Annotated in this window: 25 protein-coding genes; 17 read left to right on the forward strand and 8 right to left on the reverse strand. The window is 34.1% G+C overall.

Going from position 1 to position 20704, the window contains the following annotated elements; translation table 11 throughout:
* Positions 1–45: 45 nt before the first annotated feature.
* Complete coding sequence (tgt, locus tag HJ01_RS00145; RefSeq protein WP_007136203.1) at positions 46–1176, reverse strand: tRNA guanosine(34) transglycosylase Tgt; 1131 nt, start codon at positions 1174–1176, stop codon at positions 46–48.
* Positions 1177–1755: 579 nt separating this feature from the next.
* On the opposite strand from tgt, the gene HJ01_RS00150 reads away from it, so the two are divergent.
* From HJ01_RS00150 to HJ01_RS00160, 3 genes are all read left to right on the forward strand, one after another.
* Complete coding sequence (locus tag HJ01_RS00150; protein WP_007136204.1) at positions 1756–2271, forward strand: hypothetical protein; 516 nt, start codon at positions 1756–1758, stop codon at positions 2269–2271.
* Positions 2272–2572: 301 nt separating this feature from the next.
* Entirely contained in the window at positions 2573–3751 is a 1179-nt protein-coding gene (locus HJ01_RS00155; protein WP_007136205.1) for an ATP-grasp domain-containing protein, read from the forward strand.
* Between the two features lie 125 nt (positions 3752–3876).
* Positions 3877–4740, forward strand: coding sequence for a formyl transferase (locus HJ01_RS00160; RefSeq protein ID WP_007136206.1), 864 nt, complete (start codon positions 3877–3879; stop codon positions 4738–4740).
* A 134-nt stretch (positions 4741–4874) separates the two neighbouring features.
* Here the strand turns inward: HJ01_RS00160 and HJ01_RS00165 are convergent, their stop codons facing one another.
* Positions 4875–5342, reverse strand: a complete 468-nt coding sequence (locus HJ01_RS00165; protein WP_007136207.1) for a hypothetical protein — start codon at positions 5340–5342, stop codon at positions 4875–4877.
* 283 nt (positions 5343–5625) lie between these two features.
* Here HJ01_RS00165 and HJ01_RS00170 point away from each other — a divergent pair, with 283 nt between their 5' ends.
* Positions 5626–6486 (forward strand): L,D-transpeptidase, encoded by an 861-nt coding sequence (locus HJ01_RS00170; RefSeq protein WP_007136208.1) that lies wholly within the window; start codon positions 5626–5628, stop codon positions 6484–6486.
* Between the two features lie 7 nt (positions 6487–6493).
* Here HJ01_RS00170 and HJ01_RS00175 read toward each other — a convergent pair whose 3' ends face one another.
* On the reverse strand, positions 6494–7321 hold the full coding sequence (locus HJ01_RS00175; protein ID WP_007136209.1) for an alpha/beta hydrolase: 828 nt from the start codon (positions 7319–7321) through the stop codon (positions 6494–6496).
* Positions 7322–7556: 235 nt separating this feature from the next.
* On the opposite strand from HJ01_RS00175, the gene HJ01_RS00180 reads away from it, so the two are divergent.
* The 8 genes from HJ01_RS00180 to HJ01_RS00215 all read left to right on the forward strand — a co-directional run bounded on the left by HJ01_RS00180 (position 7557) and on the right by HJ01_RS00215 (position 12862).
* Positions 7557–8345, forward strand: coding sequence for a CHAD domain-containing protein (locus HJ01_RS00180; RefSeq protein ID WP_007136210.1), 789 nt, complete (start codon positions 7557–7559; stop codon positions 8343–8345).
* A 73-nt stretch (positions 8346–8418) separates the two neighbouring features.
* Positions 8419–8967, forward strand: coding sequence for an RBBP9/YdeN family alpha/beta hydrolase (locus tag HJ01_RS00185; protein ID WP_007136211.1), 549 nt, complete (start codon positions 8419–8421; stop codon positions 8965–8967).
* A gap of 488 nt (positions 8968–9455) precedes the next feature.
* Entirely contained in the window at positions 9456–10199 is a 744-nt protein-coding gene (locus HJ01_RS00190) for a membrane protein (RefSeq protein ID WP_007136212.1), read from the forward strand.
* 74 nt (positions 10200–10273) lie between these two features.
* Complete coding sequence (locus HJ01_RS00195; RefSeq protein WP_007136213.1) at positions 10274–10684, forward strand: DUF1003 domain-containing protein; 411 nt, start codon at positions 10274–10276, stop codon at positions 10682–10684.
* 457 nt (positions 10685–11141) lie between these two features.
* Positions 11142–11717 (forward strand): ferritin-like domain-containing protein, encoded by a 576-nt coding sequence (locus HJ01_RS00200; protein ID WP_007136214.1) that lies wholly within the window; start codon positions 11142–11144, stop codon positions 11715–11717.
* A 281-nt stretch (positions 11718–11998) separates the two neighbouring features.
* Entirely contained in the window at positions 11999–12286 is a 288-nt protein-coding gene (locus HJ01_RS00205; RefSeq protein ID WP_007136215.1) for a rhodanese-like domain-containing protein, read from the forward strand.
* A gap of 1 nt (position 12287) precedes the next feature.
* Positions 12288–12599 carry a rhodanese-like domain-containing protein gene (locus HJ01_RS00210; protein ID WP_007136216.1) on the forward strand — a complete coding sequence of 104 codons (312 nt, stop codon included), beginning with the start codon at positions 12288–12290 and terminating at the stop codon, positions 12597–12599.
* Positions 12599–12862: a hypothetical protein gene (locus tag HJ01_RS00215; RefSeq protein ID WP_007136217.1), complete on the forward strand. Its 264-nt coding sequence runs from the start codon at positions 12599–12601 to the stop codon at positions 12860–12862. The genes HJ01_RS00210 and HJ01_RS00215 overlap by 1 nt, the downstream gene beginning before the upstream one ends.
* Before the next feature lie 168 nt (positions 12863–13030).
* Here HJ01_RS00215 and HJ01_RS00220 read toward each other — a convergent pair whose 3' ends face one another.
* From HJ01_RS00220 to HJ01_RS00230, 3 genes are all read right to left on the reverse strand, one after another.
* The gene (locus HJ01_RS00220) at positions 13031–14125 is read right to left on the reverse strand and encodes an alkene reductase (protein WP_040473549.1); all 1095 of its coding nucleotides are present in this window, start codon (positions 14123–14125) and stop codon (positions 13031–13033) included.
* Between the two features lie 21 nt (positions 14126–14146).
* Positions 14147–14662 carry a hypothetical protein gene (locus HJ01_RS00225; protein WP_007136219.1) on the reverse strand — a complete coding sequence of 172 codons (516 nt, stop codon included), beginning with the start codon at positions 14660–14662 and terminating at the stop codon, positions 14147–14149.
* 89 nt (positions 14663–14751) lie between these two features.
* On the reverse strand, positions 14752–15333 hold the full coding sequence (locus HJ01_RS00230) for a Crp/Fnr family transcriptional regulator (protein ID WP_007136220.1): 582 nt from the start codon (positions 15331–15333) through the stop codon (positions 14752–14754).
* 196 nt (positions 15334–15529) lie between these two features.
* Here HJ01_RS00230 and HJ01_RS00235 point away from each other — a divergent pair, with 196 nt between their 5' ends.
* Genes HJ01_RS00235 through HJ01_RS00245 form a run of 3 tightly spaced genes read left to right on the forward strand, consistent with a single transcriptional unit; the run spans position 15530 to position 18045 of the window.
* Entirely contained in the window at positions 15530–16384 is an 855-nt protein-coding gene (locus HJ01_RS00235) for a transketolase (RefSeq protein ID WP_007136221.1), read from the forward strand.
* 42 nt (positions 16385–16426) lie between these two features.
* Positions 16427–17095, forward strand: a complete 669-nt coding sequence (locus tag HJ01_RS00240) for a hypothetical protein (protein WP_007136222.1) — start codon at positions 16427–16429, stop codon at positions 17093–17095.
* Positions 17092–18045: a transketolase family protein gene (locus HJ01_RS00245; RefSeq protein ID WP_007136223.1), complete on the forward strand. Its 954-nt coding sequence runs from the start codon at positions 17092–17094 to the stop codon at positions 18043–18045. The genes HJ01_RS00240 and HJ01_RS00245 overlap by 4 nt, the downstream gene beginning before the upstream one ends.
* Positions 18046–18116: 71 nt before the next feature.
* On the opposite strand, the gene HJ01_RS00250 is transcribed toward HJ01_RS00245, so the two are convergent.
* Positions 18117–19157 carry an FKBP-type peptidyl-prolyl cis-trans isomerase gene (locus HJ01_RS00250; protein WP_007136224.1) on the reverse strand — a complete coding sequence of 347 codons (1041 nt, stop codon included), beginning with the start codon at positions 19155–19157 and terminating at the stop codon, positions 18117–18119.
* Between the two features lie 78 nt (positions 19158–19235).
* On the opposite strand from HJ01_RS00250, the gene HJ01_RS00255 reads away from it, so the two are divergent.
* Both HJ01_RS00255 and HJ01_RS00260 read left to right on the forward strand, forming a co-directional pair.
* On the forward strand, positions 19236–19628 hold the full coding sequence (locus HJ01_RS00255; RefSeq protein ID WP_040473550.1) for an RNA-binding S4 domain-containing protein: 393 nt from the start codon (positions 19236–19238) through the stop codon (positions 19626–19628).
* Between the two features lie 33 nt (positions 19629–19661).
* Positions 19662–20162 carry a phosphoribosyltransferase family protein gene (locus HJ01_RS00260; protein ID WP_007136226.1) on the forward strand — a complete coding sequence of 167 codons (501 nt, stop codon included), beginning with the start codon at positions 19662–19664 and terminating at the stop codon, positions 20160–20162.
* Here the strand turns inward: HJ01_RS00260 and HJ01_RS00265 are convergent.
* Entirely contained in the window at positions 20154–20672 is a 519-nt protein-coding gene (locus HJ01_RS00265; RefSeq protein WP_007136227.1) for a shikimate kinase, read from the reverse strand. The two genes, HJ01_RS00260 and HJ01_RS00265, sit on opposite strands and share 9 nt — an antisense overlap.
* Between the last annotated feature and the right edge of the window lie 32 nt (positions 20673–20704).

The raw sequence follows: 20704 nt of genomic DNA on the forward strand, positions 1-20704 counted from the left end.
CTTACTCGATTAAACACATAACCGAATAAGCAAATCAACATTTTTTTACAATCTCTGGTTCATATTCTTCACCATCATTTCTTTCCAAGGTCTGAAATCACCGGCTAAGATATGTTTTCTAGCCTCACGAACCAACCACATATAAAACCCAAGATTGTGAATCGTAGCAATTTGTTTCCCTAGGTATTCATTAGCAGCAAATAAGTGACGTAAATACGCTTTCGTGTATTCCGTATCCACATAAGTGATAGCCATTTCGTCAATAGGCGAAAAGTCATCTTCCCATTTCTTATTCTTGATATTAATTGTCCCGTTAGCGGTAAACAACATTCCGTTTCTGGCGTTACGCGTAGGCATCACACAATCAAACATATCAACTCCAAGGGCAATGTTTTCCAAAATATTAATTGGAGTTCCCACGCCCATTAAGTAACGCGGTTTGTCTTCTGGCAAAATCTCACAAACCACTTCCGTCATAGCATACATTTCCTCTGCAGGCTCCCCTACTGAAAGTCCACCAATGGCGTTTCCTACTTGGTTTGAATTGGCAATATATTCTGCTGATTGCTGACGCAAGTCCTTATAACAACTTCCTTGAACAATAGGGAAAAAAGCTTGGTCATAACCGTATTTAACGGGCACTTTCTCCAAGTGATTCACACAACGGTCTAACCATCGGTGTGTCATTTTCATAGAGCGCTTTGCATAATTATAATCACAAGGGTAAGGTGTACACTCGTCAAATGCCATGATAATATCAGCACCTATAGTACGCTGAATTTCCATTACATTCTCAGGTGTAAAGAAGTGGTATGAACCGTCAATATGCGATTTGAATTTCACTCCCTCTTCCTTTATTTTTCGGTTTGCTGATAGCGAATACACTTGGTATCCTCCTGAATCCGTCAAAATATTACGGTCCCAATTCATGAATTTATGCAATCCACCTGCTTTTTCAAGGATTTCGGTTTGCGGACGCAAGTATAAATGGTAGGTGTTTCCCAGGATGATATCCGGGTTTATATCTAATTTTAATTCCCTCTGGTGCACCCCTTTTACTGAGGCTACAGTACCCACAGGCATAAAAATTGGTGTTTCAATCACACCGTGATCAGTAGTAATGCTTCCCGCTCTGGCTTTCGACTGCGGGTCTTTTTTTAATAAATCAAACTTCATATTGTCGTATTTCTTCCGATTGTTCGGCGCGCAAAGATAGCTTAATTTGAAAACTAGATAATTAGATATCTCAAAAAATTAATTAAGATTTGGGAATTCGCAGCTAATAAGGGATTCAAAAGCACTTTATAAATCCAGTCAGCGTTCAAAAATTATTTATTTGGGCGTGACCTTGTTGCAGAAAACACAGTTCCAAAACCTAATTTAGATAGCAACAAGGTCGGGCTATCCGTTACAATCTCCCGAAAAAAAATCGGGAGGATTTTCACTACTATCCCTCACGCAAAACAATAGTTTCGTTGCCACAAGAACAATACTAAAACTGATTAGCGATGCATGAACAATACGATCAAAGTATGTACCCCTGTAATTACGAAAAGCCTACAACAACTAAAAAGTCCATTTGATGATTTATAAGATAATTATTATATATTTGATAATAGAATAAGTCTGACTCTAGTCAGACTTATCTACCCTAAAGTGGGATGATAAGCATGATTTTATTAGCCGTATATCTTAGTTAATAGCAAACTCAACGTAGAGTCAAGAATCTAACGCAATTTTATAACCAAAAGAAAAATGAAATTACTAACATCTCAAAAGAATTCTCTTTTTGAATTAATACAACAAATTGATTTCTTTTCTCATAATCAATTTGAATTAATAGAAAAAGATATTATGGGAGTATGTGATACTCACGTTGAATATAAAGCAAATAAAGACTTTTATTTCAGATTTATTGATTCAAATTATGCAAATTCACTATTTGTAAATCATTCTCCAGGTGACCAACAAATTATGGACTCAAGTTCTAAAATAAGTTGGGATGAAACTTTAAATATTTTTGACAATTGGCTGTATTATTTACAAAGAGAAGTTACATCTCCTAATCTTTGGCAACAATTTAAAACTGAAATCTCCGAAATAAAATATATTAATAACTTTAGTAACCAAAAGTTTTCTTTTTCTGAATATACTGAAATTTCAGAAAAAATAGATGTTTTAAAAAGTAGTCTTTCATCAATTCCTTTAATTTTAAATCAGCAAAATGAGATAATTTTAAGACTTGACCATTTAAGTGAAACAGCTAAATAATTAGGGAAATTTGATTGGATAAATTTATTTATCGGTACAATTATAAGTGTTGTACTTCAATTAAATGTCACACCTGAAAATGCAAATGCAATTTGGGACTTGATAAAAAGAGTTTTTAATAATTACTTTTTACCTAAATAGTCAGCCATTAACAGCTACTACAACGGATCTGGGCAATTGGCTAAATGGGAAGAGGTTTTATATTTGTTATGATTTGGCAAATCCGAAAATAGGGATTAATTTAGTCCCAAACGTCCTGCTTTAACTATTGAAGTAAAAAAGTAAAAAACAACTAACTAGTATGTTCTTAATAGACAAGCCCTTTGTTTCCGATTTTCTTATCGAAACAATAAAAGACAATAATTATAAAATAATTGCAACCAAAGTAGCCAAAGAATTGGTAAAAGATGATTCTTTGGCATGGATACCGGAAGAGGAAGCACTCGCTTTACTAAAAAACGATCCAGAAATTTCTCTTTATAGCAATTCAGAGAACGCATTAGCTTGGATCGATCAATACTATGGAGAAAGTGAATTATCAAGCCAATTACATGTTTTAAAAAATAAAGTAAAGTTTAGAGAACTTATAAAAGAGTTATTTCCCGACTTTTATTTCAAGCAAATAAGTATTGAAGAAATCCAACGATTGTCCGATGATGAAATACGTTTCCCATTTGTAATTAAACCTGCTGTTGGTTTCTTTAGCATAGGAGTTCATATCGTAGAAAATGAAAAAGACTGGATAAAAGCTAAAAGTGAGTTACAAGCTGATAAACTTAAAAGTATATTTCCTGAAAATGTTTTAAACACCAGTAATTTTATTATCGAAGAATTTATTCGAGGAGAAGAATATGCAATCGATTATTATTACGACAATAATGGAGATGCTGTTTTGTTAAACGTTTTACATCACCTCTTCTCCTCCGGAACAGATACAAGTGATCGGGTTTATTCAACATCCAAAGCAATCATTGAAAAGTATAAAATTGATCTTGAATATTTTTTAAGTAAAATTGGTAAAGAGTTACATTTAAAAAATTTCCCAGCTCATGCAGAAGTCCGCATAGATGAAAATGGGAAAATAATCCCTATCGAAGTAAACCCTTTACGATTTGGTGGGTTTTGCACTACGGCTGACCTTATGGGAGTAACTTTAGGATTTAATGAATACAAATGCTTTTGTGAAAATAAAAAACCAGACTGGGATACCATATTTAAAGGAAAAGAGAATAAAATATTTAGTGTCATTATTTTGGATAATAATTCGGGCATAATCCCTTCGGATATTTTAAGATTTAACTATTCAGATCTTGCTAAAGACTTTGAAAAACCGATATTAATTAGAGAATTAGATATAAATAAATATCCTGTATTTGGATTAGCTTTTATTGAAAGTACTGCCAGTAATAAAAAAGAATTAAATGATATTCTGACCTCTGATTTAAGAAAATATATAGTATCAAAACAAGGAAAATTTTAACGCTCAAAAAACCCGATCGCTCGGATATGCACAATAGTTAGTGCGATTTTACAAACTTTGCTCACAATGACAAGAAAATAAAACAGCAGCACGGCTCCCCATTATGAACAACAACATCTATTTAAATGAAAATAGTATTATTCCTTAACAAGGATCTTCAGGCCAATATTGCCTATAATTTGCTTAAGCAAGAATTGAGGCATCATACCTTAAGAATATATTATTCAGAATCTGTAGGGAATCCGGACGGAAAAGCCGCTGATTTAGTTCGATTAGAACACTATGAAAAACATTATTTTCATAATGAAATAGCCAATTTTACTAAAAACACTAAACTCAGGTATTCGTTTGAGTTTTTTGATCACACATTCAATTCTTTCCCATTTGAAAAAGCAACTAATGTAAATTCGGAAGAGTTTATTACTGAGATGAAATTGTATGAGCCCGATTTATTTATTTCGATTCGTTTTGGAAAAATATTTAAAGATGCCATTATCCAAGTTCCAAAATTAGGTTTATTAAACCTTCATTCAGCTATTTTGCCCCACTACAAAGGAATTATGGGAACGCTTCACGCTATCAAAGAACAAAATAAAACGATAGGCTGCACACTTCATACCATTCCCGATGCCGGCATCGATACAGGCGAAATAATCGAAATTGCGCAACTAGATGTTTGCCCTGAAAAATCATTGTTTTGGCACATTATTCAGCTCTATCCATTAGGAGTAGCTCTTTTAATACAGGCTATCCAATTATTACAAAGGGGAGACCATTTAAAAACTAAGAAACAAAACCTTCAAGAAGGCAACTATTTTTCGGTTCCCACAGAAAATGATTTTCAGCAAATAAAAAATCTAGGAATGGATATCATTTCTCCTACTGACTACGAAGCAGTTTTACTGCAGTTTGTATTTGAAAACTTAACTGACTTGGAGAAACGTAGCTTAAGAAAGCTATTAGTTGATTCCGGTTTAAAACAATACTAACAAATCTATTACTAATTAGGAACAGAACTCCTAAACTCAAGGGGCAAATCGCTATTTAAAAGATCATTTCACATAAAAAAAAACCGCTTCTTTCTACCTAAGAAAGAACGGTTTTTTCAACTAATTTCACATATTTAAAAAACTCCTAAGCGTACACTTGGCACACGTACCCCTACTTGTGTTTTAACTGAGGTTCTACTAGGACTTCTTTGGTAATTACGTTGGTCGTATTCGTAATAATAAAATCCTGCATGATGATAGAACGAATCACTGTGGTAACAATGGTCATCACAATGATGATGATGTTCAGCATAAGTATCTTTTTTTCCTTGCATATACACTCTGTATGCTCTTCTATTATCCTTCTTTAACTCTTTTTCATACTGTTCTTGCTCCTGCCAAAATGATTCTTCATCACTTTTACTTTTTGCTTTAAACTTCAGTTCGTAACTCGCATCTTCTGCACCTCTTTGCTCGTAATAGGACAATTTTTCTTGATTTGTGCTTATTTTCGCTTCACTTTTCACTTTGGTTTCCTGAGCATTTACGGTAGCTACAGCTCCAAATAATACTATTGTCAATATAGTTTTAATTGCTTTCATAATTTAAATTTTAATGATAGTACACTATCGTTTGTCTTCTTGACTTCAACAGTAAGACAACTATAAAGTAGTTTACCCTACCTTTATTAATAATAATTTTCACAAACAGCGTTCTATGTTCTGAAGTAATAAAGGCATTTTGTAGCCAGTAGAGTGTATTAACTTTAAAGTGTTAAAACTGAATCAATAGTTCTCGGAATATGTAAATAAAATAACATATTGAAATAATTGTATAATACATTAGCTAATTAAAAAAGCCAATTTTGTAGTATATAAATTGAATATGAAAAAATTAATTATCCTCTTTACGATTATGGCAGTGTCATTTTCTTGTAAGCAAAATGAATCTGCTGAGGCCACTAAGAAAGCTCCCGTGCGCAAAGTACGCAAAGAACCAAAAGCGATTTCTTACACCTTAGAAAATACCAAGCAGTGGTTAGAAACAAATGCACAAGACAATTCTAAAATGCGAATTGCTCTTGCACTTAACAGAACCGATAAAGCAAATTTTACACAAATGGATTCTGTAGTTGTCGCTGGTGATATGAGTGGCGATATTGAATTTTACTTGCCGTTCCCTCATCATGTTAGTTCTCTTGAGAGTATTGACAAGATTATTTATTTCTCGTATCCAACTCAAACGTTTGCTGCCTACGAAAATGGGGAATTGATCTATACAGGGCCAACAAATATGGGTAGAAAAAAAGACCCTACTCCAACGGGGCTTTTCTTTACTAACTGGAAAGCAGAAGAAACTACTAGTACATTCAATGACGAATGGGATTTACGTTGGAATTTTAATGTAGAGAATAAATTAGGTGTGGGTTGGCACCAATACAGCTTACCAGGTTATCCGGCCTCGCACTCCTGTTTACGACTTCAGGAAACGGATGCCCGTTACCTTTATGACTGGGCTGACCAATGGGTGCTGGCAGATCAGGAAAATGTAAAAGTAAAAGGAACTCCGGTAATTGTTTTTGGTTCTTATGATTTTGACGCTGCAAAACCATGGTTGCAATTAATTAAAAATCCAAAAGCCCTAGAAATCACAGAAAATGAAATGGATGAAATTACAAAGCCATTCCTAAGTGATATCCTAAAAGAACAAGAAACTAGAAAGTCAACTAAAATCGCTGAAAAATAGAAGGGCCTTACCTTCTATTACTATCCATAAATTTAATAACCTCATCAAACCGGTTACTCCAAGGCCAAAAATACTGCACAACCATAGGCACATGTTTTTTGTTTAATCGAATAGGAGTAACATTGGGTTGGTAGGGTTGTAATGCATCTACAAAACGGCTATTAGCAATTTTTATAGATGTATATGTTTTATCACCTACATAGATTAAAAAAGGCGGTGTGTTTTTATCTAAAAAATAAATTGGAGAGGCTTGCTGCCAATTGTTTGGCTTCTTCGTCCAAGTGGTTAAATAGTCATCTGTAGCTGTTGGAGGGTTTTCCTCTAAATAGTGTTTCATATCCAGTCCTGCAGCATCATTTAATATTATACCAGAAATTGCTGCCGAATTGATCCCATACTTCGGGTTCATAACCGCCAAAGCTCCCAAGTGTCCCCCAGCAGAATGACCTGTTATGAAAATTTCATTCGGGTTTCCTTTATATTTACTAACACTGTCTTTTGCCCACTGTATCACAGCAGCAATCTGCTTAGTCATGGCGTCATAGTCTGCATCTGGGCTCAAAGTATAATCTGGAATGATTGTAACCACGCCCTTTTTTGCAAAATTCCTCCCTAACAAATCATAAGTACCTTTACGGCCACTGTTCCAATTCCCACCATGTACAAAAATCAAAACGGGATTTTGTGCTGCTTTGGGATTTCTGGGAACAAATATATTCATACGCGGACTATCAGAAACACCAGAGACGGTGGTCTGTAAATAAGAAACGTCCTTTATCTTTTTTGAGCTGCAGCTCACTAACAACAAAACGAGTACGGCAAATGTGAAGCGCATTTTTTTTTACTAATGTATGATTTTTAAAATAATTCTGACGATAGAATCTTTATAAAATATTGGTGTTAAAAGGCTGGTCGAATTTTTAGGTTTGATATTTAAATTTGGTTAAATTTGGTAGTGACTGAAAATTGTTTGCAATAAACAACGCTTTCCCCAATCGTATTGAGTCGCATTTGATTCGGAAAACACTGTAAACACCTTATCCCTTTAGGAAAGAGATGAATTTTAACTGATGAAAGCACTCAAAACATATTTTAAAACTCGAAAAAAGGCTCTTCTGTCTCAATTGGGAAAGCCTAAAAAAAAATATACTCCAGAGACTTTCCATCAACTTCGTGTTGAAATTAAAAAACTGAATGCTCTTTTTGATTTAATCGACTCTTCCTCTAAAAAATTTAGACGAAAAAAAATGATCAAACCTTTTAAAATTATTTTTCGACAAGCTGGAAAAGTACGCGATCTTCAGATTGAAGAAGCCACCTTTAAAAAGTACATACAAGATGATTTACTTTTAGAATACAGAACTAAATTGAACAAACAGCAGGGTAAAGAAAAAAAGCTCTATTTTTCATTGCTAAACGACAAGACGACTAGGCTGCTAAAAAAGAAATACAAAAAGACCAATCCTTTCCTTTCTAAAATAGACTGCAAAAAAGTAAATAGGCATTTGCTTATAAAGGCCGCAAAAATAAAAGATGTTCTACGTCAGCCCTATTTAGATATAGGTCAGTTACACGAGTTGCGAAAATTACTCAAGATCTATTATTACAATCAGATGAGTCAGTCCTTGGAAAACCAAAAGCAAACTACTGCAAAGAAAGAGAATTTAACTGAACTGCTTGGCAAATGGAATGACGGCGCGGTTATAGCGGGACGTCTACAAAAAACAATCGAAAAAGCTAAAATTAATACAGAAGAAATTACTCTACTTGAATCCTTAAAAATTAAAATAGCTACCAAAAACAAACTGTTGTTGGATCAAATAAAATTAGCCATTCCCCAGTCTGAATTATTCGAATAAAAAAACTACATTAATGCCAATTCAAAATAGTTGCATTAAACAAAACACACAATTAAAATAAAATAAAAATTACATGAACTACACTCTTTTGATTGTCCCTGGATTAGGGGATTCCGGACAGGAACACTGGCAAAATTATTGGCTGACTAAGTTTGACAACTCTAAAAAAGTAATTCAAAACGATTGGAACCAACCTCTTTTGTCCGCTTGGCTAAACAACCTCGATTCTGCAATTTCAGCTATTGACGGCAAAATCGTTATTGTCGCGCACAGCCTGGCAGTATCCTTAGTAGCCCATTGGTCAAAAACCAACAATACTCAAAAAATAGTTGGGGCTTTACTTGTGGCACCTGCTGACGTAGATTCCATAAATCATACACCGGAGGAAACTTGGAATTTTTCTCCAATTCCTCTATCAAAATTAGATTATCCTTCTATAGTGGTAACGAGCTCAAACGACCCTTACATTTCAACGGAAAGAGCCCAATTTCTGGCAGAACAATGGGGAAGTGCCTTCGTCAACATTGGCCTAAAAGGCCATCTAAACTCAGACTCCCAATTGGGATACTGGGAAGAAGGACAAGGTATTTTGCAATCGTTACTAACCATAATTGAAAAATAGCCCCTAAATGAATAACAGCCTCAGCGTTAAAGGCTAAGACTGTTATTCGTAAATTAAAATGGGGAAATTTAATTTAATCTTAAAATCAACAACTAGTTACAAAAAAACATGTCAGTTCTGTATTTTTTCAAAGTGTTGCTAAATGATTTATTCTTATCTCAAGCTGCTACATTTACAGATACACTTATTTTACTGACGCTTTTTTAACTTAACATAATAACCAATTATAATAAATATTATTTTTTTCTTCTCCTAGCGTTAACTATAACACAAATATAGAACGACTAGCGAGTTTAATAAAGATATTTTAGACGAACCACATTTTAATAAAGATTAATAGCAACTATCCTTCGATGAGCATCATCCTTAACTTAATTAAAAATTAAGTTAAGGACACTAAGATTAAACTATATTTACCTATTGGCAGACGGTTACTGTAGTCATAGAGTACGCAACTAATACACTTAAAAAAACAAATACAATTTTCGATGGAAAAAATAAATAAAGTAGCTGAAGTGGGCTTACTATTTTGGCTAATGAAAATTGTCGCAACCACATTGGGAGAGACTTTGGGTGATTATATAGCTCAAACATTACATCTAGGCTATACAGTAGGTCTAATAGTAACAACAATATTCTTTATGTTAGTGTTAGCAGTTCAGTTGCATGCTAAAAAGCACATTCCTGTCTTCTATTGGCTGGTTATCATTGCCACGACCACTTTAGGAACTGAAATCTCTGATTTCATTGATAGAAGTTTGCATTTAGGATATACGATCGGGAGCCTTTTATTATTTTCTGGTTTAGTCTTGACCTTACTGCTTTGGTTTAAAAAATTCAAGTCCTTAGAGGTATACCCCATCACGAATCAGAACAAGGAAATTTATTATTGGATCGCTATTCTTTTCTCAAATAGCTTAGGAACTGCTTTTGGAGATTATTTGAGTGATGTTATTGGTCTCAGCTATTTGAATGGTGCTTTGGTTACTGCTGCTATAATCTTAATTGTTGTTCTATTGCACTATACTACTAAAATCAATCACATTGTTCTTTTTTGGATAGCCTTCATCTTCAGTCGACCTTTTGGTGCTACCTTTGGTGATTTTTTAACAAAACCTATCACTAAGGGCGGCTTAGATCTGGGAACCTTAAGTGCTTCTGTAGTTTCATTAATAGTAATGAGCTTACTTATTATACGATCGCATAGCAATATGTATAAGAAGCAATTGTAGTTCTGGCTGTTTTTACAATTATCATAAAAAAGAAATAATATTTAAAAATGCAATCCTAACCTAAACAAAGTAAAATGTTAAACAGAAAAAATTGGCATGAAAAACATCATGAGACATTGGAATTTGGTAATCGTCTAGCAGATGCTGTGGCCAATAGTATGGGATCTTGGCGATTCATAATCGTACAAACCGTTTTGGTTGTTCTGTGGATGGGCCTGAACACAATGGCTTTTATTCAGCATTGGGATGTTTACCCCTTTATATTATTAAATTTAGTTTTCTCAACCCAAGCGGCTTACGCAGCACCAATCATCATGATGTCGCAAAACAGACAAAATGAAAGAGATCGAATACATGCACAAGCAGATTACCAGACTAATATAGAGGCAAAACTGGAAATCGAAGCTTTGGCTACGAAACTAAATAATATTGAGGTTGATAAGCTAGATAAGATTATTAAAATGCTAGAAAAAATGGAAAAATAATATTCTGCTAAAAGCAGGAGTGTTGTGTTATTTACACATCCCTCGGTATAAGAACAAAAAACAATCTCGATCACCCCCTTTTAAATTAGGGACGATCGGGATTTTTACATTTAAAATAGAACAAAAATTATTAGCTATATTTTTTTACTAAATTCTATTGAATTAAAATATTATACATTAAATATGAGGTAGTTATTCCATATCAAAACCAAAAATTTGTTATTATAAAGAAACGTCCTAATTAATTATAGTTAAATAAGCTTCATATTAAGCCTATTAAGTTAATTAACAGTGATTTACAAAACATTTTACCTAATTTTATAAGAGATATAAACGGTAAAATTATTGCGTATGATTTTAAAATTTTAATAAAAAAAGCAAAGTGGTGAGCCCTTAAAAAGATACTAACCATTTTTGTGTTACTTAAAAAAAATTAATCTTTAAAAAACAAACTATTATGGCACCTACAACAAAAAAACAAGAAGCAAGTAAAGCGACACCACAAGCAAAAGCAAATGCGGCGCATGGATTGAGAGATTTATTTGAAGTTGGCTTAAAAGATATTTACTATGCAGAAAAAACATTAAGTAAAACTTTGCCAAAAATGATGAAAAATGCCTCAACACCAGAGTTGGTTAACACTTTAAAAAATCACTTGACAGAAACAAACGAACATGTTTCTCGATTGGAAAAAATATTTGAGGCAACAGGAATTAAACCTGCCGCCAAAAAATGTGAGGCTATGGAGGGCATATTAAAAGAAAGTAATGACATGATCAATAAAACTGACATTGGCGTAGTTCGTGATGCTGGTATTATTGCATCAGAACAAAAAGTAAAACACTACGAAATAGCAACTTATGGTACTTTACACGCTTATGCAAAAACACTTGGCGAAAATAAAGCGGCCAATTTACTCGCTATAACTTTGGATGAAGAGAAAAAAGCGGATGCAGTCCTAACGGGAATTGCTATGGGGTCAATCAATATAAATGCCTTCAAAGCTGATAATCTTACAAACCAACGAATGTAAGCATTTGCTCAAATCAGTTAATTAAAAGCCTGTCTTGAACAGGCTTTTTTATGTACTAAATTAAGTTCCTCTGTATTCCTATTAAGAAATTGGAATCTTAGTCGTGAAAAAAATAAAGCTCTAACCAATAAATATGCTTGTGTAACAAAAGTTACTGTAAAAGCTTTTTAGTTGTGGTACTTTTGTATTGTAAAAATACTTTCATTGCAAATCAACATTAATAAAATCATACAACGAAAGCATTATTTTTTAATATAAATCAAATTTAAAAAAGTAAAGAAATGAAAATAGAACAAATAATCAAAGAAAACCAAGGAACTATAGTAGATGTGCGTTCGTATGCTGAATTCATGGGAGGCAACGTAGTAGGATCTATAAATATCGCATTAAATGAAATTCCGGAACGAATCGAAGAATTGAAAAACCTGAAAGCACCATTAATCCTTTGTTGCGCATCTGGCAACAGAAGTGGCCAAGCCCAGCATTTTCTTTCCCAACATGGAATTGAGTGCTATAATGGTGGTTCTTGGTTAGACGTAAATTATTATAAATCTCAAGCAACAAAATAAAATGATAAATACACTAAAAAATTTATTTGGCTTCGGTCCTAAAGTTGATTATGCGGCATTAGTAAAACAAGGAGCTGTAATACTTGATGTGCGCAGCCCCGGCGAATACAAACAAGGACATATTAAAGGCTCCATCAACGCTCCGTTAGACGATTTGTCTAGACACATTTCAAAACTAAAAAAAGAGAGTACCGTGATCACTTGTTGTGCGTCAGGTATGCGAAGCGCATCAGCAAAAAGCATTTTAAAATCAAATGGTTTTACTCAGGTGCATAATGGCGGAGGCTGGAGTAGCTTACAAAACAAAATATAATGAATTTACAAACTTTACTAAGTGATTGGAACGTCATGCGTTTTGTCCGTCTTGCATTAGGCGTTTACATTGGCATCCAGGCCTACGAAACCCAGAGTATACTCTCAGCTCTTTTAGCTGCTTTCCTACTATATCAAGTAGCTACCAATACTGGTTGCTGTGTTGCGAATGGTTGTGCGATACCAAAAAAGAAAAATAATACTGATACCACGAAAGACCTTGAATTTGAGGAAATAACATATGAAGAAATAAGATCAAAATAACAGTATTGAAACCTTCAATACTTATAAAATCAAAAAGCCCCAATTGGGGCTTTTTCAATTATTAGGATTTACCAATCAATATTAAAAACAATACCTCTATTGCATCATTAGCATTGAATAATAAAAATGGCAAGACCCTATTCACAAATTAAATTCTCATCAATTAAATTAGGCGTCCATTTTTGGATAATCATTGTATCCCTTAGCTGTAAAAGTATAAAAAGTACTTTGGTCAGCAGCATTTAGCGGAGCGTCTTTCTCGAAGCGTGCTACTAAATCAGGGTTGGCAATAAATGGAACTCCATACGCTACCATATCTGCATAACCATCTTCTATTACTTGGTTTCCAGATTCTTTAGTAAATCCTTTGTTAATCATCAATAAACCTTTGTATATAGGTCTGAAATGTTTAGCAATTTCAGTGACAGCAAAAGGCACTGCGCTTACATCAGTAAAGGGTTCCGAAAAATGCACATAGGCTAATCCATAATCATTTAAACGGTTTACGATATACTCGTGGGTAGGAATCGTGTCTTGATCAACCGTCATTCCCTGCACTCCATGCATAGAAGGATTTAGACGAACACCTACTCTAGAATAGTCTATAACATCTTTTAATGCATCTAGAGTTTCAAATAAAATTCGTGCTTTATTTTCAATACTTCCCCCATATTCATCAGTACGTGTGTTAGATGCTCCATTAAAAAATTGGTGAAACAAGTATCCGTTTGACGCATGTATTTCGACTCCATCAAAACCAGCTTCAACCGCATTTGCAGCGCTATTTTTAAAATCTAAAACAGTTTGTTTAATTTCTTCTACCGTCATCTCCTTTGGAGTTACAGTATCGACAAAACCACTTTCTACATAGGCTTTTGCCTCAGGATTGATTGCTGATGGCGCATGTGGAAGTTCTCCGTTATGCAATTCAGGATGTGACAAACGACCAGTATGCCAAAGCTGTACAAATATTTTTCCGTCTTTGTCATGTACCGCTTGCGTTACTTGTTTCCAGCTTTCTGTTTGCTCTTTGCTATATATTCCAGGAACATTTATAAATCCTACTGCTTTTTTACTTACAACGGTACCTTCAGTAATTAACAAACCAGCATCAGCACGATCTGCATAATAAATTGCCATTTGTTCAGTAGCCAAGTTCCCCTCGTTTCCGGCACGACTTCGAGTCATTGGGGCCATGGCCATACGGTTACTAAAGCTGGTAGTCTTGAATTGAAAAGGACGTAATAATGTTGAATTACTCATAATATATATTTTCTATTTTTATTAATTTAATTGGGAAACGTAAGTATTGAAACCCATTCTCTCAAAAATCGCTGAAACACTATCTAAAGCATAGGAGTCATGGCCTTCCAGAAGGAATTCTTTTTCAGCATTTTCGTCCACATTGAGATTTATAATCTCAACAATTTTCGAGTGAGGGAAAACAAGGTCAAAGCTCAGTTTGTTGTTTATTGACTTAGTAAACTCATCATCATTTTCCATAATAATGATAATCTTTGCCGTTGCGACTTTCTTAATTCTTTGGATAGTTTCTTCGTCATTAATACAAAAACCAGAAAGAATAATGATATCTGCTTCCCAACTCGCATCAGTAGCACAAGCCATTTTTTCGATAGTGACATTGCGATTATTTGCTAAAAGAGAATCATAGATTTCTGAAAGCGCTACTGGATCTTTGTCAAATAACAACATCTGGTATCGCTCAGATAACTCTCTAAGCACAGTGAAATTTCTTTTATCAGATGCACCGATAACGGCGATTGTTTTTACGTTTTGCATTGTTTCCAAATTTATTATGCAAAACTACTGCAAGAAGCAGCATAGCTCCATTGAGTTAGAACAAGAAATGGCATTGATCTAAATCAATTTTATTTACGAAGCGAGATTTGTTTCCTTACGCGACTTAGTGTCTCTGGAGTAAGTCCAAGATAAGATGCCACCATATGCTGCGGTACTCGGGCAATAATATTAGTGTAAGAAGCAGTTAATTTCAAGTATTTCTCTTCTGCTGTTTCATTCAAAGCTGAATTAATCCTTGTCTGTAATGCGATGTAAGCATTTTGTAATAATAGTCTTTGATACCGTTCAAACGCAGGCAACTGAATCATCAATTCTTCCCTCGCTGAAGCGGTTAATAACAATAATTCTGAATCTTCAATTGCTTCTATGGTATATATAGAATTTGCACCCGTTAAATAACTGGACAAATCAGTAACCCACCAACCTTCAAAACCAAATTGCACTATATGTTCATTTCCCTTATCATCAATAGTATAAGAGCGTAAGACTCCTTTCTCAATAAAAGCATTATACGTACAAATATCTCCTTCAAGTAGTAAGGTTTGTTTTTTCCTTATTTTCTTAGGTATAAAAAATGTTTTACATAATTCAAACTCTTCAGTGGTTAGCGCCACTTTTTCGCCAATGCTCTTTGCTAATTGTTCATACATAGGTGCAAGGTAATAATTACTGAATCATTAAAAAAAAGTCACTCAAAAAATGATTGTATTTTTTCTTAATTTCAATCTCAAGCGGCCATTTTTCAATCGTATTTAGCTAAAAATCAAAAAACAACTATTCCAAAAATCATTTGTCTTACGCCAAAATAAAAATTACATTTGCAACAGTTTAACTTTTACACACAAAATGAAGCCTAACACACAACAATTAAGCGATTTAACTATCCAAGTCAGAAGAGACATTCTTCGAATGGTACATGCCGTAAACTCTGGACACCCAGGAGGATCTCTTGGCTGTACCGAATTTCTGGTAACTTTATACCAAAACTTAATGGAACGCAAAGAAGGTTTTGACATGGACGGAATTGGAGAAGATCTTTTCTTCCTTTCAAACGGTCATATCTCTCCTGTTTTTTATAGCGTTTTAGCAAGAAGCGGATATTTTCCAGTTTCTGAATTAGCGACTTTTCGCCTTATCAATTCAAGATTACAAGGACATCCCACTACTCACGATAATTTACCAGGAGTAAGAATTGCATCTGGTTCACTTGGACAAGGTTTATCTGTAGCCATTGGAGCAGCACAGGCTAAAAAACTGAACAATGACAATCATTTAATCTACACACTTCACGGTGATGGTGAATTACAAGAAGGTCAAAACTGGGAAGCAATCATGTATGCATCTGCTAAAAAAGTAGACAATCTTATTGCAACTATTGATCTTAACGGTAAACAAATTGACGGAACTACTGACGAGGTTTTAGCTATGGGAAGTATCCGCGCTAAATTTGAAGCTTTTGATTGGGACGTGATTGACATAGTAAAAGGAAATGACATCGAAGCTATTATTGCAGGTATGACAGATGCAAAATCAAGAACAGGAAAAGGAAAACCAGTTTGTGTCTTATTACACACAGAGATGGGTAATGGAGTAGATTTCATGATGCATACTCACGCTTGGCACGGTAAAGCACCAAATGATGAGCAACTTGAAAATGCATTAGCTCAAAACTATAATGTTGGGGGTCAATTAGACTACTAAATTAGATAACAGATTCATTGCTGAATTTTTTAATTAAGAATAATGAAACATGTTTGTCTTTTTTTAATCTTTTTTATTTTTCAAAATAGTTATTCGCAAGAAAAATATCATTTTGATTATTTCACTTCATATGATTATCATGAAAAAGAAGGTGAAAAAGCAAGCTATAGTCAAATGACGTTTTCCAATTCAGCTGACACTGAATACTATTTAAGCTATAAGGTGAAACGTGACTTAATTTTTAATGTCATTTTAGTTGATCATAAAAAAGGAATCATTTTCCATTTTAAAGATTTTTTGTCAAAAGAAATTAATAATGATAGTTTATTTAAGTTCTCCGAAAGCAAAAAAGTGAATTACGAATACTGTTTAGACTCAAAAACTAGTTTTTATGATGTAAATTATATTACAGAAAAGGGGAACCACAGTATCAACATTAAGCAATACAAAAATAGTAGAAAGTCAAAACTGATAAGAGAAAGCTTTTTTGAAACAAAATTTAACGAAATATCGAAAAATCAACATTATAATTTCCCTATTCTAGCAAGTCCTTTATGGTGCAATAAATTCCATTTAATCAATGATGAATTAATTACAAAGTCTTATTTTATAGAAAATAAAAAAGTGCTACATATAAGAATCCTAAAGGAAATTCAGAAGACGGATTTTACATTAATTTTAAAAAACACAATCACAGAACCAAAGAGATGAAAAAATATACAAATACAGGAAGCAAAGACACTCGTTCGGGTTTTGGAGCAGGAATGACTGAATTAGGTCAAAAGAATGAAAACGTGGTAGCACTTTGTGCTGATTTAATTGGTTCATTGAAATTTGATGATTTCAAAAAGAACCATCCAGAACGTTTTTTCCAAATCGGAATTGCTGAAGCAAACATGATTGGAATTGCAGCTGGATTAACCATTGGCGGAAAAATTCCTTTCACAGGAACTTTTGCTAACTTTTCTACAGGAAGAGTGTATGACCAAATTCGTCAATCAGTTGCTTACTCTGACAAGAATGTAAAAATTTGTGCTTCACACGCCGGATTAACATTAGGAGAAGATGGAGCGACTCACCAAATCCTTGAAGATATTGGATTGATGAAAATGTTGCCAGGAATGACAGTAATCAACACTTGTGATTATAATCAAACTAAAGCAGCTACATTAGCACTTGCTGACCATCACGGTCCAGCTTACTTGCGTTTTGGACGTCCAGTTGTTGCTAACTTTACACCCGCTGACGAGCCTTTCGTAATAGGAAAAGCGATTATGCTTAGCGAAGGTACTGATGTAACTATTGTTGCTACAGGACACTTAGTTTGGGAAGCGCTTATTGCTGCTGAAGCACTAGAGGCAAAAGGGATTTCTGCAGAAGTAATAAACATTCACACGATCAAACCATTAGACGAGGAAGCAATTCTAAAATCATTGGCTAAAACGAAATGTGTTGTTACTGCTGAAGAGCACAACATCCTTGGAGGCCTTGGAGAGAGCATTTCAAGAGTATTAGCATTAAACAACCCAGCTCCACAAGAGTTTGTAGCTGTTAATGACAGCTTTGGTGAATCAGGAACTCCTGCTAAATTAATGGAGAAATACAAATTGAACAACCAAGCAATTGTTGAAGCGGTAGAAAGAGTTATCGCAAGAAAATAATTTGACTTTTTATCATAAAAAAAATCCCATTCGCTATGCGAATGGGATTTTTTATTTATCGCCAAATTCTATTAGTGACAGCTTTTATCTAAATGTTTTTTCAATCTTGCTGGATCCGTAGTACCGCCATCACAACTTGGAATGGAAGCAAAAGGGTAAGACAAGCCTGTTGCAGGATTTTTAATTTCATTTTTTGTGCTATAACCATCTCCATCGTCATCCACATCTGCAAAGTCAGGAATCCCATCTCCATCTGTATCATCAGGATTTATTACACCAGCTGCTGAAGAATAATGAGCAGTATTCCTGTAATCATAAATATATCCATCATTATTCAAATCTTCTAAATATGAAGGAATTCCATCGCCATCTTGATCTAATCTCCTTATTTCAAATAATTTAAAACTAAAAACTAGAGGTGTATAGGCCGGAATTGAACCCGATCCAGAACTATAATATCCTAATCCGGAAGGAATAAACATAACTCCTGCTCCAAAATTAGTATGAGTAACTGTACCGTCAGCATTTGACGAATAATTTCCTGTTTTAAATTGTGGAAAAATTTCACTCCAAGCTCTAAGTGGAATAGGTTGAATTGTATATAAATTAAAAAAATCTTGTGGATATTTTACATCCTCAAAAAAAGTTGAAGTAAGTGCAGTTTCAGTTCCAGTGGTAACGGTGCGCTGCAAATATTCTCCATGATAAGCCGCTAAAACGCCATCAACATTAGAGGGTGATTGACCTACTCCAGGTCTTAAAACTAAATAATAAATTTTATAAGCTACATCATGAATAAGTAAACCCTTACTAACTTCCCTAACCAAAAGTTTAGGATAAGTAGCACTATTTAGATAAGAAAAAATCGATTGTTGAGTACCTCCTTGAGGGATTTTAGTAATGGTTACATCTTGATCATCAACAAAACCAGAATGGTCCACAACGGTTATATAGTTTGTTTTTAAATATTCTTCAATATCTGTGATATCTGTAGCGTATTGTACTGCATATTCTCTAGGCGGAGTTATATCTGGAGTATCATTATTCTTTGAACATGAAAATAAAGACAGGGTTGTAATTGATAAAATAAAATAATACTTAAATTTGTTCATTATAGCTGATTTTTAAGTGCGCAAGATACAATATTGATTGATTTTTGTAAACTATTTAACTCTGATTTTAGAATTTTTATGAGAATAGATAAATTTTTATGGTGTGTCCGGTATTACAAGACAAGAAATATGGTAACAGAGGCTTGCAAAAAAAATCATGTTACCGTAAATGGGCTTGTAGCGAAACCTTCTAAGGAAGTTTTTGCTACAGATAAAATCACGTTCAGGAAGGATCAAATTACACAAATCATAACAGTACTAGACATACCAGAGAGCCGTGTGGGAGCGAAATTAGTTGACATCTACAGACGAAACGACACACCTGCAGAAACTTACCAGCATTTGGAATTATTAAAATTATCGAAAGAACATTATCGAAAAAATGGTACCGGTAGACCGACCAAAAAAGACAGAAGAGATATTGACGAATTTGGAAACGACATCATTAATGATGACGATGACAAAGAATAACTTGAAACATTAAACTTGAAACACTAAATAATAATGAGTAAAAATATCATCCTGACAAATCAAGAAATTGAGCACAAAACAAAAAGAATTGCTTACCAAATCTACGAAACCTTTGTAGACGAAAAGGAAGTCGTTCTTGCTGGAATTGCTACAAATGGGTTCATTTTTGCAGAAAAAATCGCAGAGGAGCTAAAAAAAATCTCCCCGCTTGAAGTTTCACTTTGTGAAGTTCAAATAGATAAACAAAATCCCGAATTACCTATACACACATCCTTGTCAAAAGAACAATATGAAAATAAAGGTCTTATTCTTATTGATGATGTGCTAAACTCAGGAACGACATTAATCTATGCTATAAGACACTTTCTAGACGTTCCTTTGAAAAAATTTAAAACAGCAGTCTTGGTAGATCGTAATCACAAGAAATACCCAGTAAAAGCCGATTTCAAAGGAATCTCACTTTCAACATCACTATTAGAACATGTTCAGGTGGTTTTTGATAAAAACGACAATAGCTATGCTTATTTAAGCTAATGTAGCCACTATGTCCAAAACTGTCTGATCTATGGTTTTATCATCTACAGGGACCGTAAACTGCGCCTGATTGTAATAGAAACTCCTTTCGAAGAGATGCATTGCAATAAACTCCTTCAATTCATCGTCACTTTTGTCAGCTATAAGAGGTCTTTTACTTTTATTTAAAGATAGCCTGTCGAATAAAGTCTGTATAGATGCCTTCAGATATACAGACAACACATTTTCCCCTATCAACAATTCATGATTATTGGCATAACAAGGAGTCCCTCCCCCAAGTCCAATAATCATTGGCTCTGAAGAATTCAACAATTCAACAAAAGCCTGATGCTCCAACTTCCTAAAATGAATCTCTCCGCGCTGCTCAAAAATAGCATTAATGCTGGAATTTGCCTTTTTCTCGATATATTGATCTAAATCTACAAATGGTACACCAATGTTTTTCGACAGTGTTTTGGCAATTGTCGACTTCCCGCAACCCATATAGCCTAATAATATAATTTTTTTCATAGAATAAAACCTTGTAAATTAAGACGTTAAAA

Source organism: Flavobacterium frigoris PS1, from assembly GCF_000252125.1.
Classification (GTDB): domain Bacteria; phylum Bacteroidota; class Bacteroidia; order Flavobacteriales; family Flavobacteriaceae; genus Flavobacterium; species Flavobacterium frigoris_A.

Excerpts from the sequence above, each read along its gene's own strand:
- HJ01_RS00260 (WP_007136226.1), top strand. The coding sequence starts at position 19,662 with ATGAGTAAAAATATCATCCTGACAAATCAAGAAATTGAGCACAAAACA.
- HJ01_RS00165 (WP_007136207.1), bottom strand. The coding sequence starts at position 5,342 with ATGAAAGCAATTAAAACTATATTGACAATAGTATTATTTGGAGCTGTA.
- HJ01_RS00150 (WP_007136204.1), top strand. The coding sequence starts at position 1,756 with ATGAAATTACTAACATCTCAAAAGAATTCTCTTTTTGAATTAATACAA.
- HJ01_RS00215 (WP_007136217.1), top strand. The coding sequence starts at position 12,599 with ATGAATTTACAAACTTTACTAAGTGATTGGAACGTCATGCGTTTTGTC.
- HJ01_RS00185 (WP_007136211.1), top strand. The coding sequence starts at position 8,419 with ATGAACTACACTCTTTTGATTGTCCCTGGATTAGGGGATTCCGGACAG.
- HJ01_RS00220 (WP_040473549.1), bottom strand. The coding sequence starts at position 14,125 with ATGAGTAATTCAACATTATTACGTCCTTTTCAATTCAAGACTACCAGC.
- HJ01_RS00175 (WP_007136209.1), bottom strand. The coding sequence starts at position 7,321 with ATGCGCTTCACATTTGCCGTACTCGTTTTGTTGTTAGTGAGCTGCAGC.
- HJ01_RS00155 (WP_007136205.1), top strand. The coding sequence starts at position 2,573 with ATGTTCTTAATAGACAAGCCCTTTGTTTCCGATTTTCTTATCGAAACA.
- HJ01_RS00180 (WP_007136210.1), top strand. The coding sequence starts at position 7,557 with ATGAAAGCACTCAAAACATATTTTAAAACTCGAAAAAAGGCTCTTCTG.
- HJ01_RS00205 (WP_007136215.1), top strand. The coding sequence starts at position 11,999 with ATGAAAATAGAACAAATAATCAAAGAAAACCAAGGAACTATAGTAGAT.
- tgt (WP_007136203.1), bottom strand. The coding sequence starts at position 1,176 with ATGAAGTTTGATTTATTAAAAAAAGACCCGCAGTCGAAAGCCAGAGCG.
- HJ01_RS00160 (WP_007136206.1), top strand. The coding sequence starts at position 3,877 with ATGAAAATAGTATTATTCCTTAACAAGGATCTTCAGGCCAATATTGCC.
- HJ01_RS00225 (WP_007136219.1), bottom strand. The coding sequence starts at position 14,662 with ATGCAAAACGTAAAAACAATCGCCGTTATCGGTGCATCTGATAAAAGA.
- HJ01_RS00255 (WP_040473550.1), top strand. The coding sequence starts at position 19,236 with ATGAGAATAGATAAATTTTTATGGTGTGTCCGGTATTACAAGACAAGA.
- HJ01_RS00230 (WP_007136220.1), bottom strand. The coding sequence starts at position 15,333 with ATGTATGAACAATTAGCAAAGAGCATTGGCGAAAAAGTGGCGCTAACC.
- HJ01_RS00250 (WP_007136224.1), bottom strand. The coding sequence starts at position 19,157 with ATGAACAAATTTAAGTATTATTTTATTTTATCAATTACAACCCTGTCT.
- HJ01_RS00170 (WP_007136208.1), top strand. The coding sequence starts at position 5,626 with ATGAAAAAATTAATTATCCTCTTTACGATTATGGCAGTGTCATTTTCT.
- HJ01_RS00245 (WP_007136223.1), top strand. The coding sequence starts at position 17,092 with ATGAAAAAATATACAAATACAGGAAGCAAAGACACTCGTTCGGGTTTT.
- HJ01_RS00200 (WP_007136214.1), top strand. The coding sequence starts at position 11,142 with ATGGCACCTACAACAAAAAAACAAGAAGCAAGTAAAGCGACACCACAA.
- HJ01_RS00240 (WP_007136222.1), top strand. The coding sequence starts at position 16,427 with ATGAAACATGTTTGTCTTTTTTTAATCTTTTTTATTTTTCAAAATAGT.
- HJ01_RS00190 (WP_007136212.1), top strand. The coding sequence starts at position 9,456 with ATGGAAAAAATAAATAAAGTAGCTGAAGTGGGCTTACTATTTTGGCTA.
- HJ01_RS00235 (WP_007136221.1), top strand. The coding sequence starts at position 15,530 with ATGAAGCCTAACACACAACAATTAAGCGATTTAACTATCCAAGTCAGA.
- HJ01_RS00265 (WP_007136227.1), bottom strand. The coding sequence starts at position 20,672 with ATGAAAAAAATTATATTATTAGGCTATATGGGTTGCGGGAAGTCGACA.
- HJ01_RS00210 (WP_007136216.1), top strand. The coding sequence starts at position 12,288 with ATGATAAATACACTAAAAAATTTATTTGGCTTCGGTCCTAAAGTTGAT.
- HJ01_RS00195 (WP_007136213.1), top strand. The coding sequence starts at position 10,274 with ATGTTAAACAGAAAAAATTGGCATGAAAAACATCATGAGACATTGGAA.